This is a genomic window from Pseudomonas batumici, assembly GCF_000820515.1.
GTDB classification, from domain to species: domain Bacteria; phylum Pseudomonadota; class Gammaproteobacteria; order Pseudomonadales; family Pseudomonadaceae; genus Aquipseudomonas; species Aquipseudomonas batumici.
Window position 1 is genome coordinate 91537 of sequence record NZ_JXDG01000035.1, and the last position, 15966, is coordinate 107502.

The window sequence follows — 15966 nt, forward strand, 5'->3', positions numbered from 1 at the left end:
CCGCCACCGCCGTGACCGAGATGACCAGCGCCATCGAAGAGGTGGCCAGGAACGCCTCGTCCACCTCGACGCTTTCCCAGGAGTCGCGGACGATCGCGCTGAAGGGCCAGCAGCGAATGATCGAGGCGGTGACGGCGATTGTCGCGTTGACCCGGGGCGTCGAGGTCAGTTCCGAGCAGGTCGGCGGCCTGGCGCAGCAGGCGCAGGACATCGGCAAGGTGCTCGATGTGATTCGCACCATCGCCGAACAGACCAACCTGCTGGCGCTCAATGCCGCCATCGAAGCGGCGCGCGCCGGTGAGGCCGGTCGGGGCTTTGCGGTGGTCGCGGATGAGGTGCGGGCATTGGCCCATCGGACCGCGCAGTCGACCCGGGAAATCGAGGAGATGATCGGCAGCATCCAGACCGGCACCGCCAACGCGGTGAGCACCATGCACAACAGCAGCACCATGACCCGGCAGACCCTTGAGCTCGCCGAATCGGCGAAGACGGCGCTGGCGGAAATCGTCGAGGCGAATGACGAGATCAACAACCGCAACCTGGTGATCACCACGGCCGCCGACGAGCAGGCCCATGTGGCGCGTTCAGTGGATCGCAATCTGCTGAATATCCGCGAGCTGTCGATCCAGTCTTCCGAAGGCTCGCACCAGACCACCGCCGCATCGCAGTCCCTGGCCAGCCTGGCTGCCGAACTCAACACGACGGTCCGGCATTTCCGGATCTAGAGGCCCGCAGGCCCGTCGGTCATTGGCGGGCCGTTGCCCGGGTGGCGCGGTTCAGATCGCCCTGAGGACCACGATGCCCGGGGTTTTCTTGACGTAATCCAGGAACGGCGAATCCACCACCTTGTGGTTGGCCTCGCGGGCGGAGGCGTTGCGCAGAACCGGGCCGTTGTCGGTCATGATGAAGATCCCGGTATGGGTGACGTCCAGCCCTTCGGCCGGGGTGTAGATGCCGATGTAGTCGCCGGTTTTCAGGTGGCTGACCACGCTGTCGTCGATCCACTCGCTGGGGATGTAGGTGATGACGCGCTTGACCGTGCCCACCGACGGGATGAGCGTGCCTGCGCCGTCCGGTTGCGCATTCAGGATCTTGGTGACGGTGGTGGCCCTGGGGCTGGCCTGCGTCGTCACGTCCCTGGCATTGAGGGGTTGGGTGTGCGCCCAGTCGGTGAAGAAGTGCCGGCGCTCGGCATAGCTGACCTTGCCCTCGGCGTAGCGCGTGCGCACCAGGTTTTCGACGAAGCGCGGCAGGCTGTCGGATTTGCGCAGGGCCTCGACGTAATCCAGGTAGGTAAAGCAATCCAGGCCGCGGAAGTCGATCACCAGCTTCTCCGGCGCGGTCGCCGAGCCGACCAGCATATGCGCCACATAGGGCGTGCCGAGGAAGTTGGCGGAGATGTTCTTGATCCGCTCGCCTTGCTCGCTGCCGGCGTGCTTGAGGACCCGGGTTTCGATGAACTCGATCTTCTGGCGCGTGTAGTCGTCCAGCTTGACCTGGTCACCTGGGGGCGGCCGGGTGGTGAAACCACTCAGCGCCAGCATCAGGGGCAAGCCCGATACCAACGCGACAATCTTGTTCATTCGCTCTCCGGAGGGGCGCTTGTGCCCTTATCGGCACAAGCACTGGAGCGTCGATTTTACACCACTGTCGCGGGGACTCAATAAAACCTCTCGCTGTGCCTTTTGGGGGGCGGGCGCCTTCAAGCGCCGACGATCAGCTCGATCCGGCAACCCGGCTGGGCATCACGCACCTCAAGGCTCATGTCATGCAGCCGGGCCACCGCCGCCACCATGCTCAAGCCCAACCCGTTGCCCGCCGTATGCCGGCTGGATTCGGAGCGGTACAGCCGGCGGAACACCGCCTCGCGCTCGGCCTCGGGAATCCCCGGGCCATTGTCGACCACGCACAACCCGCTGTGGCCCGGGGTATCCAGCACCAGCACCTGCACCCGGCTGTGATCGGGGGAGAACTTGATGGCGTTGTCCAGCAGGTTGCAGGTGGCGTCGAACAGCAACTGCGCATCGCCGAAGATCAGGCAGGGCGCCGGCGAGCGGCTCAAGGTCAGCTCGATGCCACGCTCTTCGGCCAGCGGCTCGAAGAACTCGGCGGCGTCGGCGGCGATGCGGTTCAGGTCGATCTCGGCAAAGCTGCTGCGGCGGGCACTGGCCTCGATCTCGGAAATCCGCAACAGGGCGCGGAAGGTCGACAGCAGGCCCTGGGCGTCCTCGATGGCGTTGTCGATGGCCAGCGCATATTCCTCTTCCCGCAGGTGACGCCGCCGGGCCCGCTCCAGGCCCGCGAGCAAGCGGGTGAGGGGGGTGCGCAGGTCGTGGGCGATATCGTCGCAGACGCCCTTGACCTCGCTCATCAGCCGCTCCAGTTCGTCGAGCATCTGGTTCACCACCGTGGCGATACGGTCGATATCGTCACGGTTGCCGCGGGTCGGCAGGCGTTCGTTGAGGTCGCCCTTGACGATGCGCTCGATGGCGCGGGTCAGTACATCCAGGCGGCGGCGCGCCGAGTAGCCCAGCCCGACCGCCCCGAGCAGTCCCACCAGCAGCAACAGCGCGCCGCCGGAGACCATCGCGTTGACCAGCAACTCGTCGAACTCGCGGATGTCATGGATATCCTGGGCCACCATCAGGGTCTGGCCATTGTCCAGGCGATGCATCATGAAGCGGATCGGCCGATCCTTTCTGCGGGTTTTTTCCCAGAAGAATTCGTTGGGCTTGTCATAGCCCTTGAAGGCCGGCATTTCACTGATCTCTCCGGCGATCAGCTTGCCCTGGGCATCGTAGAGACCATGGGGGACCCGACCGTCGATGTCCTGTTCGGCGTGCTTGCGGATTTCCGCCAGGCGCAGGTCGTCGGGTTGCGCGCTGCGGCTGTCGATCTGGCGATAGAGTGCCGTATCGACCTCGGCCATCAGGTAGCCGGCGGTCTGCCAATAGAGGTAGCCGAACAGCGCCAGGAACGAGCAACTGAACAGCGCCAGGGACATCAGCGCCGTACGGAAACTGATGGTCCGGGGGATTTCACGCAGGTGAACGGAGAACATAGCCGGCCCCGCGAATGGTATGGATCATCGGTTCCTCGCCTTCGCCATCGACCTTGCGACGCAGACGGCCCATGTGCACTTCGATGACATTGGTCCGTTCGTCATAGGCGTAGTTCCACACGGCCTCGAACAGCATGGTCCGCGTCACCACCTGCTCGGCGTGCTGCACCAGGTATTCGAGCAGGGCGTATTCCCGGGGCAGCAGTTCGACCAGGCGTTCGCCGCGCTTGACGCTGCGCTTGAGCAGGTCCAGCTCCAGATTGCCGACGCGCAGGCGGTTGGCCCGCTCCTCGCTGGGGGCGACCCGGCGGCGGCTCAGGGCATCGAGGCGGGCGGTCAGTTCGATGAATTCGAAGGGCTTGGTCAGGTAGTCGTCGCCGCCGGCCCGCAGGCCGCGAACCCGTTCGTCCAGCGCGCTGAGGGCACTGAGGATCAGCACCGGCGTGGCGATGCCCGAGGCGCGCAGGGCGGTGAGCATGCCCAGGCCGTCGAGGGCGCCGGGCAGCATGCGGTCCAGCACGATGACGTCGTAGCTGTCGCTGATGGCGCGCACCAGGCCGTCCCGGCCATTATCGACGTGGGTGACGTCGAAGCCGTGGTCTTGCAGGGCTGCTTCGATCTCCCGAGCAGTGGCGGGGTCGTCCTCGACGACCAGTACATGGGTCATGGGCACTTCGCAGGATGAGAGAGGATGGTAGTCTTGCACGGATCCCGGGTGAGCCAGGCTTGCCGGCCAATCGTGGTTTGCTTTTCGACCGGCATAGTGTGCCAAACCGGGTTTATCTGAAAGGTCGCGTCAATATGAAAAAAAGTTTAGCTGAGTCAGTGCGGAGCCGGTCTTGAGAATTCTGGTCATCGAGGATGACGCCCGGGCGGCCAGCTACCTGGTGCGTGGACTCAACGAAAGCGGGCATGTCGCCGATACCGTGGACGATGGCCGCAGTGGCCTGGACATGGCCCTGGAAGGGATCTACGACGCCTTGATCGTCGATCGCAAGCTGCCGGGGATGGACGGTCTCGCGCTGGTCCAGGCACTGCGGCGCCAGGGCCTGCGCACCCCGGTGCTGATGCTCAGTGCCCTGGACTCCACCGCCCAGCGGGTCGAAGGGTTGCGCGCCGGTTGCGACGATTACCTGGCCAAGCCCTATGCCTTCGTCGAGGTGCTCGCCCGGCTGGAGGCCTTGCAGCGTGGCCGTGACCCGGTGGCGGGGCTGTCGCGCACCTTGCGGGTGGGTAGCCTGCAACTGGACTGCGCCTCACGCACCGCGACCCGGGAAGGGCAGGTCATCGTCCTGCAGCAGCGCGAGTCGCTGATCCTGGAAAAGCTCATGCGCCACTGCGATGAGGTGGTGACCCGCGGCATGTTGCTGGAAAGTGCCTGGGACTATGACTTCGACCCCATCGACAACGTGATCGATAAACACATCTACCGGTTGCGGCGCAAACTGGACGCCGGCTTCAGCCACTCGCTGATCCAGACCGTGCCGGGGGTGGGTTACCGCCTGGTCCGGGACGACGAAGATCGTCTTGACCCTTGATGCGCAAGGGCGGTCAACGCTGCCCCCCTGTAGGAGCGAGCTTGCTCGCGATGGTAGTCCAGGCCCCGCGGGGCATCAGGTTCCTCGCGTTATCGTTGACGTCCATCGCCAGCAAGCTGGCTCCTACAAGGGACCGCGTTCGCATGACGGTTACCTAAACTAAAATTTAGCTTTGGAGGAACGGGACGCCAGCCTCTGCCTGATAGCTTCGGAACCTGATCGATGGCTCTGCCACACAGGTTCTGGAGATACCCCGTAGATGTTGTTCACGCCCAGATTCGAGGCTTTTCATCCACCCCATGCCCCGGGCCGACTGTTTCGCGCCCTGGCCCTGGCCGGCTTGACGCTGCTGGGCGGCTGCTCGCTGGTGCCGGGCTACCAGACACCGGCCTTGCCCCTGGCCCCGCAGTGGTCGGCCAAGGATCCGTCCGCGACCTCGGCCGATGCCGCAGGCGGGGCCTGGTGGCGTGAGTTCCACAGCACCGAGCTCGATGGCCTGATTGCCTGTGGCCTGAACGATAACTACACGCTCAAGGCCGCCGTGAGCCGGGTCGACCAGGCCCGGGCCATCGCCCAGGTGGCCGGGGCCGGGCAATACCCCAACCTGTCCCTGGGCGGCAACTACCAGCGCCAGAACAACTACGGCACCACGAAAAAATCCAGCGTCTTCGCCCAGGCCACCTACGAGGTGGACTTCTGGGGCAAGCAGCGGGCCACGGCCGATGCCTCCCAGGCCCTGGCCAACGCCAGCCAGTTCGATGCCCAGACCCTGCGCATGACCCTCGGCGCGAGCATCGCCGACACCTATTTCCAGGTGCTCTCGCTGCAGGAGCGCGTACGCCTGGCCCAGTCCATCGCCGCCGACGCCAGCCAGGTCCTCGACCTGGTGCAGGTGCAGGCCAGCCAGGGCGCGGTGTCGAACCTGGAAGTCGAACAACAGCGCAATGCCCAGCAAACCTTCCAGGCCGCCGTGCCGCTGTTGCAGCAGCAACTCGACGCGGCGCTGTACCAACTGGCGATCCTGGTCGGCGCGCCGCCTGAAGGCTTCAAGGTGCAGCAGGCCGGGCTCGACGCGCTCCAGGTGCCGCAACCCAAGGTCGGCCTGCCGGTCGGCCTGGTGCGTCAGCGTCCGGATATCCAGGCCGCCGAGGCCCGCCTGATCTCCGCCAATTTCGACGTCGGCGTGGCCCGGGCGGCGTTCCTGCCCAACCTCTCGCTGGATCTGCTGGGCGGTATCGACACCCTGGCCGGCGGGCATATCTGGAGCATCGTCGGCAGCCTGGCCCAGCCGGTGTTCAGCGGCGGGCAACTGACCGGGCAACTGCATGCGGACCAGGCCCATGTGCAGGAACTGACCGCCAGCTATCGCGAATCCATCATCGAAGCCCTGCGCGACGTGGAAACCCAGCTCAGTGCCGCGCGGCAACTGGACCAGGCCTATACCCTGAACCAGTCCGCCGTCGACTCGGCCCGCGAGGCCGCGCGCCTGGCCCAGGTCCGCTACCGGCTCGGCTCCACCGATTTCCAGACGCTGCTGGTGGTCGAGCGCACCCAGTACCAGGCCGAAGACAGCCTGTTGCAGGTCCGCCTCCAGCATCTGCAGGCCGCCGTCGGTCTGTTCCGCGCCATCGGCGGCGATTTCGGCGCGCCGACCCTGGCCGCCACACCTTCTTCCCCTTCTCAGGTCCCTCAGTCATGAAGCACTTACCCCAGGCGCTCTCCCAACACCGTCGTCTGCGCCTCGGCCTGCTGGTCGTGGCCATGCTCGGCGCCTCGTTGTTGATCAAGGCCCAATGGATCGACCGCGCCCAGGCGGCACCGGCAGCCCCCGCCGACAGCGCCATCCCGGTGGTGATGCAGGCGGCCGGGCAAAAGGACCTGCCAATCTGGATCGACGCCATCGGCAATGTCCAGCCGCTGAACACCGTCAACGTGCGGGTACGGGTCGACGGTGAGCTGCAGAAAGTCCTGTTCAGCGAAGGCCAGATGGTCAGCGCCGGCAGTCAGTTGGCCCAGATCGATCCACGGGTTTATCAGGCCCAGGTGGCCCAGGCCCAGGCCCTGGTCAGCAAGGACCAGGCTCAGCTGGCCAACTTGAGGGTCAACCTCGACCGGGCCACCAAGCTGGCGGCGGCCAAGGCCGGCCCGACCCAGGACGTCGACACCTACCGGGCCCAGCTAGCGGCCCAACAGGCCACGGTCCAGGCCGATCAGGCGGCGCTGGACAATGCCCGGCTGCAACTGGCCTTCACCCGGATCGACGCACCCTTCACCGGCCGTACCGGGCAACGCCTGCTGGACGTCGGTTCGATTGTCCACGGTGCCGACGCCACGGGCCTCGTGACCCTGACGCAGATGGACCCGATCTCGGTGGCCTTTTCGGTGTCCCAGGACGACCTGGCGCGGATCCTCAAGGAAAACGCCGTGGCGCCCCTGCAGGTGTTCGCCATGAGCCGCGACGGCCATCAGCAGTTGGCCAGCGGCTACCTGAGTTTCATCGACAGCCAGGTGATCGCCGCCAGCGGGCAGATCCAGCTCAAGGCGCAATTTCACAATGCCGGCCAGCAACTCTGGCCAGGCCAACTGGTGGGCGCGCGCCTGCTGGTGAACACCCAGAAGGCCGCCACCGTGGTGCCGGCCAACGCCGTGCAGCAGGGGCAGAAGGGCGACTTCGTCTACGTGGTCAATGCCGACCAGCGGGTCGAACCGCGGCAGGTCACGGCGGCGACAGTGGTCGACGGCCAACAGTGGATCAAGGACGGCCTGGCGCCGGGTGAAATGGTGGTGGTCCAGGGCCAGTCGCGGATCGCCCCCGGGCTCAAGGTCAAGCCGGTGGGCCTGGACTCGGCCCCGGCCGCTCCTGAGCTGGCGTCGACCGCCGGTGCCGGAGGCAAGCCATGAACCTGCTCGCCGGTCTGATCCAGCGCCGCACCGGCCTGTGCCTGCTGGCCCTGGGCATGATGCTGCTGGGCATCGTCGCCTATTTCCAACTGCCGGTGGCGCCGTTGCCGACGGTGGACTTTCCCACCATCCAGGTCACCGCCAAGCTCTCCGGGGCCAGCGCCGAAACCATGGCGACCTCGGTGGCGACACCGCTGGAGCGCGCCTTCGCGGCGGTGCCGCAGGTCACCTCGATGACCTCCTCGAGCTCCTCGGGCAAGACCCAGATCGTCCTGCAGTTCGACCTGTCGCGCAATATCGACGGCGCGGCCCAGGACGTGCAGACGGCGATCAACACCGCCAGTGCCACCTTGCCGAAAACCATGACCAGTGCGCCGACCTTCAACAAGGTCAACCCGGCGGAGTTCACCGTGCTGTCTCTGGCGTTGACCTCGCCGACGCGGACCTTGCCGGAGCTGGACCGCTACGCCGACAACTACCTGGCCCAGCGCCTGTCGCAGATGCCGGGTGTCGGCCTGGTGGATTTCCATGGCGAGCAGAAGCCGGCGGTGCGCATCCAGATCGACCCGGATGCCCTGGCGGCGCGCGGCCTGACCCTGGAAGAGGTGCGTAGCATCGTCGGCCTCAGCACCCTGGATCAACCCAAGGGCAACCTCAACGGCGAGTACCGCTCGCTGACCCTCGATGCCACCGACCAACTGCTCGACCCCAAGGGCTATCGCGAGATGGTGGTGGCCTACAAGGCCGGGGTGCCGATCAAGCTCGGCGACCTCGGCCGCGTCATCGACGGCGCCGAGGACACCCAGCAGGCCGCGGGAATCGACGGCCAGCCGACGGTCATCGTCGACATCCACAAGCAGCCGGGCTTCAACGTGCTGTCGACCATCGCCAACATCAAGGCCAGCCTGCCGAACCTGACCGCGTCCTTGCCCCGGGACGTTCAGGTCCAGGTGGTCGGCGACCGGACCCAGACCATCAACGCCTCGGTCAACGACGTGCAGTTCACCTTGCTGCTGTCCATCGCCCTGGTGGTGGTGGTGATCTTCGTGTTCCTGCGCAAGGCCACCGCGACCCTGATCCCGACCTTGACCATCCCGCTGTCGCTGGTGGCGACCTTTGCGGTGATGTACCTGCTGGGCTACAGCCTGGACAACCTGTCGATCATGGGCCTGGCGATTGCCGTCGGCTTCGTGGTGGACGATGCCATCGTGGTGATGGAAAACATCGTCCGCCACCTGGAGATGGGCAAGTCACGGATCCAGGCGGCGGTGGACGGTTTGCGCGAGGTGGGGTTCACCATTGTCTCGATGACCGTGTCGCTGATCGCGGTGTTCCTGCCGATCCTGTTGATGGGCGGCATCGTCGGACGGCTGATGCGTGAGTTCGCGGTCACGGTCAGCGTGGCGATCCTGATGTCCGGCATCGTCTCCCTGACGGTGACGCCGATGTTGTGCGCCTGGTTGCTCAAGCCGGAACACGACTCGCGTCCGAGCCGTTTCGGCGATGCCTGCGAGGCGGTCTACAACCGGATCCACGAGGGCTATCGGCGCAGCCTGGAGTGGGTGCTCGATCACCAGCGCCTGACCCTGGCGGTGGCGGTGGCCACGTTCGTCGCCACGGCCATGCTCTACCTGTACATCCCCAAGGGCTTTTTCCCGCAGCAGGACACCGGCCTGGTCCAGGGCGTCGCCGAAGCCGCCTCGGACATTTCCCCGGTTGCCATGCGCCAGCAGGTCGCCCGCCTGGCCGACATCGTCAGCGCCGACCCGGCGGTGGCCAAGGTGTATTTCTGGATCGGCCCCAACCCGACGGTCAGCCAGGGCAAGGTGATGGTCAACCTCAAGCCGTTCGACCAGCGCAGCGCCAGCGCCCAGCAGGTGATCGCGCGGTTGCAGCCGGCGCTGGACAAGGTGCAGGGCATCAAGCTGTTCCTGCAGGCCAACCAGGATATCCAGATCGGCGGCCGGGCCAGCAAGACCCAGTACCAGTACACCCTGCAGGACCCGGACAGCCAGGAGCTGGACCATTGGAGCGGGGTGTTGCTCGAGCGCCTCAAGCAGTTGCCGCAGTTGCGCAACGTGACGTCCGACCAGCAGCGCGCCGCGCCCCAGGCCACCCTGGTGATCGACCGGCCATCGGCGGCGCGCCTGGGGGTCAACGTGCAGGCGATCGACGATGTGCTCTATGACGCCTTCGGCCAGCGCCAGGTCGCGACCATGTTCACCCAGCTGGACCAGAACCACGTCATTCTCGAACTCGATCCGCACTGGCAGATGTCCATCGAGACCCTCAAGCACCTGTACGTGCGTTCGACGACCGGGGCGATGGTGCCGCTGGACATGCTGGCGAGTATCCGCAACGAGCTGGCGCCGATCATCATCAACCACCAGGGCGTGTTCCCGGCCATTACCCTGTCGTTCGACCTGGCTCCCGGCCAGGCCCTGAGCGATGCGGTCAATGCCATCGAGAAGGCTTCGCTGGCGGTGGGCCTGCCCGACACCGTGTCGGGGAGTTTCCAGGGCACCGCCCAGGCGTTCAAGGACTCGCTCAAGTCGCAACCCTGGCTGATCCTGGCGGCGATCCTGACGGTCTATATCGTCCTCGGGGTGCTGTATGAAAACGCCATCCACCCGCTGACGATCATTTCCACCTTGCCTTCGGCCGGCTTCGGCGCCTTGCTGGCGTTGATCATCTGCGGGCAGGACCTGTCGGTGCTGGGCATGATCGGGATCATCCTGCTGATCGGGATCGTCAAGAAGAACGCGATCATGATCGTCGACTTCACCCTGGAGGCCGAGCGCGGCGGCATGGCGCCGCGGGAGGCGGTGCATGAGGCCTGCCTGCTGCGCCTGCGACCGATCCTGATGACGTCGCTGGCGGCGTTGCTCGGTGCCGTGCCACTGGCGTTTGGCCACGGCGCGGGCTCGGAATTGCGCCAGCCCCTGGGGATCGCGATTGTCGGTGGGCTGGCGGTTTCGCAACTGCTGACGCTCTATACCACGCCGGTGGTCTACCTGTGGTTCGACCGGTTGCGCGGGCAGAAAAAGACGCGCGACGAAGGCGAGCCGAATGGGATTCAAGCGGGGAATGAGTCGACGCTAAGCGCGCAGAAGTGAAGTCGGCGTGAAGGCCCGGTCACGAAAGAGGAGCGTTCGTGACCGTGTGGTCATTCGTCGGAACCTTGGGTCAGCGTCTGCGAATTTTTGTCGGTCGTCTACTCTCAATGTTTTTGAAGCCGCCGGGTGTTTTCCCTGGTGGGGATCGATGATGTCGAGCAGGAGATAGCCATGAAGGATGCGTACATTTACGACAACGGGGATGAGTTTCCGATCAACAATCGGCTGCGTTGCGGCCAGACGGCCTACGTGGCGGAGTTTGGCGGGGAGCCGCCAGTTGAGGAGTCCTCGGCCAAGGCGGTGAAGCCCGTGTCGACGCTGCTGGTCAAGCAACCCTATTTTCCCAAGGCCAAACCGCGTCTGCATAAACAGGCCTGACTAAACCCAAATGTCGTTCAGCCAGGGCTGAACACGATCCCCTGTAGGAGCCGGCTTGCTGGCGATGCGATCTGACGGTCGACATCGTCGTCGCCTGGAAAACCGCTATCGCCAGCAAGCCGGCTCCTACAGGTCAGGTGGTGTTTTCAGCCTCGCGGTTTCAGCGCCGACGCAAACTCTGCTCCATCCGACTGATGCCTTCCTCCAGCAACGCCCGCGGGCAGCCGAAATTCAAGCGGACGAACTGCTGGGCGTCGTCGGCGAATTCGACCCCGGCACTCAACCCCACCTTGGCCTCTTCCAGGAAGAACCGGTACGGGTCCGCCAGGCCCAATGCGCTGCAATCCAGCCAGGCCAGGTAAGTGCCCTGCATCGGCTGCAGGACCACGCCCGGCAGGCGGGTCGCCACGGCGTGTTGCAGGTAGTCGCGGTTGGCCTGCAGGTACTCGATCAGCGCCTTGAGCCACGCTCCGCACTCGGTGTAGGCGGTGCAGGTCGCTTCCAGCCCCAGGACGTTGACGCTGTCGACCATCCCGGCGCGGGCGGCGTTGAAGCGCTCACGCAGCGCCGGGTCCTGGACGATGGCGTAGGCGGTCTTCAAGCCGGCGATGTTATAGGCCTTGCTCGCCGACATCAGGGTGATGCTGTGCTTGGCGATCTCGGGGCTCAGCGAGGCGATCGGCACATGGCGACGGCCGTCGAAGCAGAGGTCGGCGTGGATTTCGTCGCTGATGATCAGCGCACCCTGTTCCAGGCAGATGTCCGCCACCTGTTGCAGTTCTTCCCGGGGGTAGACCTTGCCCAGCGGGTTGTGCGGGTTGCTCAGCAGCAGCGCGCCGCCGCCCTGCAAGGCGTCGCGCAGGGCGCCGAACGGCGTGACGTAGTCACCCCGGGCATCGCGGTCGAACGCCAGCTCGACTTTCGGCAGGTTCCAGTGGCCCGGCGCCAGGCGCAGCGGGCGGTAGTTCGGTGTCTGCACCACGACGTTCTGGCCCGGTTGCACGAAGGCGTGCAGGGCCATGTTGAAACCCGGCTCGACCCCCGGCAGGAAAATCAGCTCCTGGGGCTGCACCCGCCAGGCGTACTTGGCCCAGAGGTCGGCGACGATGGCCTGGCGCAGGGTGTCCTGGGCCACGCTGTAACCCAGTTGCGGATGTTCCAGGCGCTTGTGCAGGGCCTGGGTGATCGCGTCCGCCACCGGCAGGTCCATGTCGGCCACCCACATGGGCAGGACATCGGCCGGGTAGCGGCTCCATTTGGTGCTGCCGGTGTTGTGGCGGTCGATCAGCGTGTCGAAATCGAAGGTCATGCTGGCGGTAAGTCTCGAAAGAAATCCCCGAAGTCGTCGGGTGTTCGTGGCCTGAAAGGCGGTGGCGGGCAGGGGCCCGGCTTACGTCGTCCGGGACGCCCAGTCTATCCGTTCGCGTCGTCCGGTGGCATGTCCTGATCGGCGTGGACCACGCGATTGCGCCCGCTTTCCTTGGCCCGGTAGAGGGCCTGGTCGGCTTCCTTGAGCACCAGCGCCACGGTCTTGCGCGCCTGGGGCCAACTGGCCACGCCCAGGGACACGGTGACCGGGATGCCGTTCGGGCTTTCGGTATAGGCCATCGCCGCGCGCAAACGCTCGGCCACCTGGATCGCCTGGCTCGGTGGGGTACCGGGCAACAGCATCAGGAACTCCTCGCCGCCGTGGCGGCAGAGCACGTCGCTTTCCCGGGAGTGGCGGCGCATCTGCTGGGCCAGGTGTTGCAGCACCAGGTCGCCGGCGCTGTGCCCGTAGCTGTCGTTGACCTGCTTGAAGTGGTCGATGTCCAGGGCGAGCACCGAGAAGGGCTGCCGGCGGTTTTCCCAGTCTTCGAGGATCAACTGCAGGCCGCGTCGGTTGGTCAGGCCGGTCAGCGGGTCGGTGACGTTTTCCTGATTGAGCCGGCCCAGTTGCTGGTGCAGCGACATCAGGGCCTTTTGCATGGCGTTCTTGAGCTGGGCGGCCTCGTAATACCAGGCCCTCACCTTGCTGACCGACTGGGCGGCGGTGGAGGAGCCCCAATACTGGGTGGAGTTGGCCAGTTGCCAGAGGGGTTTGGTGATCAGCGTCGAAATCCACCAGATGCCCAGCAGCGACAGCAGCAACAGCGGCACGGCATAACCGGCGACCTCCAGCATCAGTCGTTGCAGGCCCTCCAGGGTGACGGCGGTGGGGCGCTGGCTGATCACGCCCCAGCCGATTCGCGGCACCGGCGCATAGCCGGTGAGCATGTCGATGCCCTGGGAGTTGTTCAACTGCAGGCTGCCGGTCTGGCCGGCGATCACGGCGTCGATGGCCGGGTTGCCCTTGACCACGTCGCCCACCCGCGTCGGGTCCTGGTGATAGATCAGCCGGCCCTGGGTGTCGACCACATAGAGGTAGGTGCCGTCGCGGTAATACTGTTCGCCCAGCAGCGAGTGCAGGATGTTTGGTTCGTTGAGGTAGATCCCGGCGCCCAGGTAGCCGAGGTAGTTGCCGTCGGCGTCGAAGACCGGATGCGAGATCTGGATCATCAGGTGGTTGCTGGAGCCGATATAGGGCTGCGAGATATTCGGCTGGCGCCGCGAAGTGGCCTGGCGGAAGCCTTCGCTGCTGGAAAAGGTGCCCGTCAGGTTCATGTAGCTGGGGGACGCTGCGATGATCTTGCCGTCCGCGCGGATGACCGTCACGGAGTTGAAGCTGTTGGTCTCGCGGCGCAGCCGGTGGGTCTCCTGCCACAGTTTTTCCGGCTGGTCCCAGATCTCGGGGAGCAGTGCGGCGCTGAAGGCCAGTTGTTGCTGGGTCAACTTGAGGAAGTTTTCGGTGGTGCTGGCCAGCTTCACGGCATAGATCCGATTGGCTTCCAGGGTCTGTGCCATCAGGAAGTTGCGCTGGGTCTGGTAGCTGGCGAAGAAAAGGTTACCGGCGGTCAGGGTGACGACGGAAAGCGACAGCAACAGGATCAAGCGGCGGAGGTCGATGCGTGGCATGGATTTCTTATGAAAATGATGGCGAGGCCGGGCAGCCTATTGGCAATGATAGATCAGAGCGCCCGGCAGCCCTAGCCCAGGCATGAAAAACCCGTGCCAGCACTGACCTGTAGGAGCCAGCTTGCTGGCGATGGACTTCAACGATGACGCGGGGTACCTGGATATCCGCGGTGTTCTTGCGTTCATCGCCAGCAAGCTGGCTCCTACAGGTTTGAATCGTACCCCTGGGGGCTTCAGAAGATGTAGTCGGTGGTCAGGAAGGTCGACTCGCGGTGACGGATGATATCGCTGATCAGCGCCTTGTTGCCGTCCTGGAACCGGGTCGCCACCAGGGTGCGGATCGAGAACACCCGCAGCGCATCATGCACCGAGAGCGTGCCTTCGGCCGAGTTCTTGCGCCCGTTGAACGGGTAGGTGTCCGGGCCACGCTGGCACTGGGCATTGATGTTGATCCGCCCGACCTGGTTGGCGAAGGTGTCCACCAGCCGGCCGACCTGGGCGGGATCGGTGCCGAAAATGCTCAACTGCTGGCCGAAGTCCGACTCCAGCACATAGTCGATCACGGTTTCCAGGTCACGGTAGGGCACGATGGGCACCACCGGGCCGAACTGCTCCTCCTGGTACACGCGCATCCCGGCATTCACCGGGTACAGCACCGCCGGATAGAAGAACGAGGCCCGGGTCTGGCCACCCCCGGGATTGATCACCGCGGCCCCCTTGGCCTGGGCATCGGCCACCAGGGCATTGAGGTAGTCGACCTTGCCGGCTTCCGGCAGTGGCGTCAGGGACACGCCGTTTTCCCAGGGCATGCCCGGTACCAGGCTGTGCACCTTGCGGTTGAATTTCTCGATGAAACCTTCGACCACGTCCTCATGCACGAACAGGATCTTCAGCGCGGTGCAGCGCTGGCCGTTGAACGACAACGAACCGGTGACGCACTCGTTGACCGCGTTGTCCAGGTCGACCTCGGGCAGCACGATGGCCGGATTCTTCGCATCCAGGCCCAGGGCGGCGCGCAGGCGGTGAGGCCGGGGATGGAGTTTCTTCAGGTCGCTGGCGGCCTTGTTGGTGCCGATGAAGGCGAAGATATCGATCTTGCCGCTGGCCATCAGGGCGCTGACGGTTTCCCGGCCGCTGCCATAGATCACGTTGATCACCCCGGCCGGGAAGCTGTCGCGGAAGGCTTCCAGCAGGGGGCGGATCAGCAGCACGCCGAGCTTGGCCGGCTTGAACACCACGGTGTTGCCCATGATCAGCGCCGGGATCAGGGTGGTGAAGGTTTCGTTCAGCGGGTAGTTGTAGGGGCCCATGCACAGCGCCACGCCCATGGGCACGCGGCGGATCTGGCCGAGGGTGTCCTGCTCCAGCTCGAAGCGGCTGGAGCGGCGGTCGAGTTCCTTCAAGGCGTTGATGGTGTCGACGATGTAGTCGCAGGTGCGGTCGAATTCCTTCTCGGAGTCCTTGAGGTTCTTGCCGATCTCCCACATCAGCAGCTTGACCACCGCCTCGCGCTGCTCGCGCATGCGCCGCAGAAAGGCTTCGACATGCTGGATGCGCTCGGCCACGCGCATCGTCGGCCATTCGCCCTGGCCCCGGTCGTAGGCGTGGACCGCGGCGTCGAGGGCGCCGAGGGCGGTCTCGGCATCCAGCAGCGGGGTGCTGCCGAGGATCACCTGTTCATCGCCGTTGGCGGTGGCGAGGTACACCGGGCTGCGCACCTGGGCCAGCGGGCCGTGCCAGGTGCGCAAGGTGCCGTTGACCAGGTATTCGCGCTGTTCCAGCTGGCCTTCGAAGCGATATTTTTCCGGAATGTCCGCCGCGGCGGGGAACAGTGAGTCGAGCAGCTGCTGGTCGGTCATGAGGCTATCACCCTGTCTGATGGGAAAGGACGCTGAAACGCTTCAGTGCTTGAGCCTGTTTTATCACGAAACAGCTTAGTCCCGTCCAGCGCAAACGACAGGCTGGTGTGCCGGCGGTT

General features: G+C 65.2%; 12 protein-coding genes. 6 read left to right on the plus strand and 6 right to left on the minus strand.

Features of this window, described 5'->3' with window-relative positions:
- Positions 1-116: 116 nt before the first annotated feature.
- Complete coding sequence (locus UCMB321_RS31760) at positions 117-725, plus strand: methyl-accepting chemotaxis protein (protein ID WP_425338566.1); 609 nt, start codon at positions 117-119, stop codon at positions 723-725.
- 51 nt (positions 726-776) lie between these two features.
- Here UCMB321_RS31760 and UCMB321_RS13560 read toward each other — a convergent pair whose 3' ends face one another.
- The 3 genes from UCMB321_RS13560 to UCMB321_RS13570 form a co-directional block, all read right to left on the minus strand.
- Positions 777-1583, minus strand: coding sequence for a DUF1460 domain-containing protein (locus UCMB321_RS13560; protein WP_040067498.1), 807 nt, complete (start codon positions 1581-1583; stop codon positions 777-779).
- A gap of 119 nt (positions 1584-1702) precedes the next feature.
- Positions 1703-3061, minus strand: a complete 1359-nt coding sequence (locus UCMB321_RS13565; protein WP_040067500.1) for a sensor histidine kinase — start codon at positions 3059-3061, stop codon at positions 1703-1705.
- Entirely contained in the window at positions 3039-3728 is a 690-nt protein-coding gene (locus tag UCMB321_RS13570; protein WP_040067502.1) for a response regulator transcription factor, read from the minus strand. The genes UCMB321_RS13565 and UCMB321_RS13570 overlap by 23 nt, the downstream gene beginning before the upstream one ends.
- Before the next feature lie 172 nt (positions 3729-3900).
- Here UCMB321_RS13570 and UCMB321_RS13575 point away from each other — a divergent pair, with 172 nt between their 5' ends.
- From UCMB321_RS13575 to UCMB321_RS13595, 5 genes are all read left to right on the plus strand, one after another.
- A complete protein-coding gene (locus UCMB321_RS13575) occupies positions 3901-4599 on the plus strand; it encodes a response regulator transcription factor (RefSeq protein ID WP_040067504.1) in 699 nt (232 codons plus the stop codon).
- A gap of 259 nt (positions 4600-4858) precedes the next feature.
- Positions 4859-6298: an efflux transporter outer membrane subunit gene (locus tag UCMB321_RS13580; protein WP_084615005.1), complete on the plus strand. Its 1440-nt coding sequence runs from the start codon at positions 4859-4861 to the stop codon at positions 6296-6298.
- Complete coding sequence (locus tag UCMB321_RS13585) at positions 6295-7500, plus strand: efflux RND transporter periplasmic adaptor subunit (protein WP_052451184.1); 1206 nt, start codon at positions 6295-6297, stop codon at positions 7498-7500. Before UCMB321_RS13580 ends, UCMB321_RS13585 begins: the two co-directional genes overlap by 4 nt.
- Complete coding sequence (locus tag UCMB321_RS13590; protein WP_040067506.1) at positions 7497-10616, plus strand: efflux RND transporter permease subunit; 3120 nt, start codon at positions 7497-7499, stop codon at positions 10614-10616. Before UCMB321_RS13585 ends, UCMB321_RS13590 begins: the two co-directional genes overlap by 4 nt.
- 171 nt (positions 10617-10787) lie before the next feature.
- Positions 10788-10994 (plus strand): hypothetical protein, encoded by a 207-nt coding sequence (locus tag UCMB321_RS13595; protein WP_040067508.1) that lies wholly within the window; start codon positions 10788-10790, stop codon positions 10992-10994.
- A gap of 160 nt (positions 10995-11154) precedes the next feature.
- Here the strand turns inward: UCMB321_RS13595 and UCMB321_RS13600 are convergent, their stop codons facing one another.
- The 3 genes from UCMB321_RS13600 to UCMB321_RS13610 all read right to left on the minus strand — a co-directional run bounded on the left by UCMB321_RS13600 (position 11155) and on the right by UCMB321_RS13610 (position 15847).
- Positions 11155-12303 carry a MalY/PatB family protein gene (locus tag UCMB321_RS13600; protein ID WP_040067510.1) on the minus strand — a complete coding sequence of 383 codons (1149 nt, stop codon included), beginning with the start codon at positions 12301-12303 and terminating at the stop codon, positions 11155-11157.
- A 104-nt stretch (positions 12304-12407) separates the two neighbouring features.
- The gene (locus tag UCMB321_RS13605) at positions 12408-13988 is read right to left on the minus strand and encodes a sensor domain-containing diguanylate cyclase (RefSeq protein WP_040067512.1); all 1581 of its coding nucleotides are present in this window, start codon (positions 13986-13988) and stop codon (positions 12408-12410) included.
- Positions 13989-14221: 233 nt separating this feature from the next.
- Positions 14222-15847, minus strand: a complete 1626-nt coding sequence (locus UCMB321_RS13610) for an NADP-dependent glyceraldehyde-3-phosphate dehydrogenase (protein ID WP_040067514.1) — start codon at positions 15845-15847, stop codon at positions 14222-14224.
- Positions 15848-15966 lie beyond the last annotated feature (119 nt).

What these genes read in the sequence shown, in the direction of transcription:
- UCMB321_RS13595 (WP_040067508.1), top strand. Translation starts at nt 10,788, where the DNA reads ATGAAGGATGCGTACATTTACGACAACGGGGATGAGTTTCCGATCAAC.
- UCMB321_RS13565 (WP_040067500.1), bottom strand. Translation starts at nt 3,061, where the DNA reads ATGTTCTCCGTTCACCTGCGTGAAATCCCCCGGACCATCAGTTTCCGT.
- UCMB321_RS31760 (WP_425338566.1), top strand. Translation starts at nt 117, where the DNA reads ATGATCGAGGCGGTGACGGCGATTGTCGCGTTGACCCGGGGCGTCGAG.
- UCMB321_RS13585 (WP_052451184.1), top strand. Translation starts at nt 6,295, where the DNA reads ATGAAGCACTTACCCCAGGCGCTCTCCCAACACCGTCGTCTGCGCCTC.
- UCMB321_RS13570 (WP_040067502.1), bottom strand. Translation starts at nt 3,728, where the DNA reads ATGACCCATGTACTGGTCGTCGAGGACGACCCCGCCACTGCTCGGGAG.
- UCMB321_RS13605 (WP_040067512.1), bottom strand. Translation starts at nt 13,988, where the DNA reads ATGCCACGCATCGACCTCCGCCGCTTGATCCTGTTGCTGTCGCTTTCC.
- UCMB321_RS13600 (WP_040067510.1), bottom strand. Translation starts at nt 12,303, where the DNA reads ATGACCTTCGATTTCGACACGCTGATCGACCGCCACAACACCGGCAGC.
- UCMB321_RS13610 (WP_040067514.1), bottom strand. Translation starts at nt 15,847, where the DNA reads ATGACCGACCAGCAGCTGCTCGACTCACTGTTCCCCGCCGCGGCGGAC.
- UCMB321_RS13580 (WP_084615005.1), top strand. Translation starts at nt 4,859, where the DNA reads ATGTTGTTCACGCCCAGATTCGAGGCTTTTCATCCACCCCATGCCCCG.
- UCMB321_RS13560 (WP_040067498.1), bottom strand. Translation starts at nt 1,583, where the DNA reads ATGAACAAGATTGTCGCGTTGGTATCGGGCTTGCCCCTGATGCTGGCG.
- UCMB321_RS13590 (WP_040067506.1), top strand. Translation starts at nt 7,497, where the DNA reads ATGAACCTGCTCGCCGGTCTGATCCAGCGCCGCACCGGCCTGTGCCTG.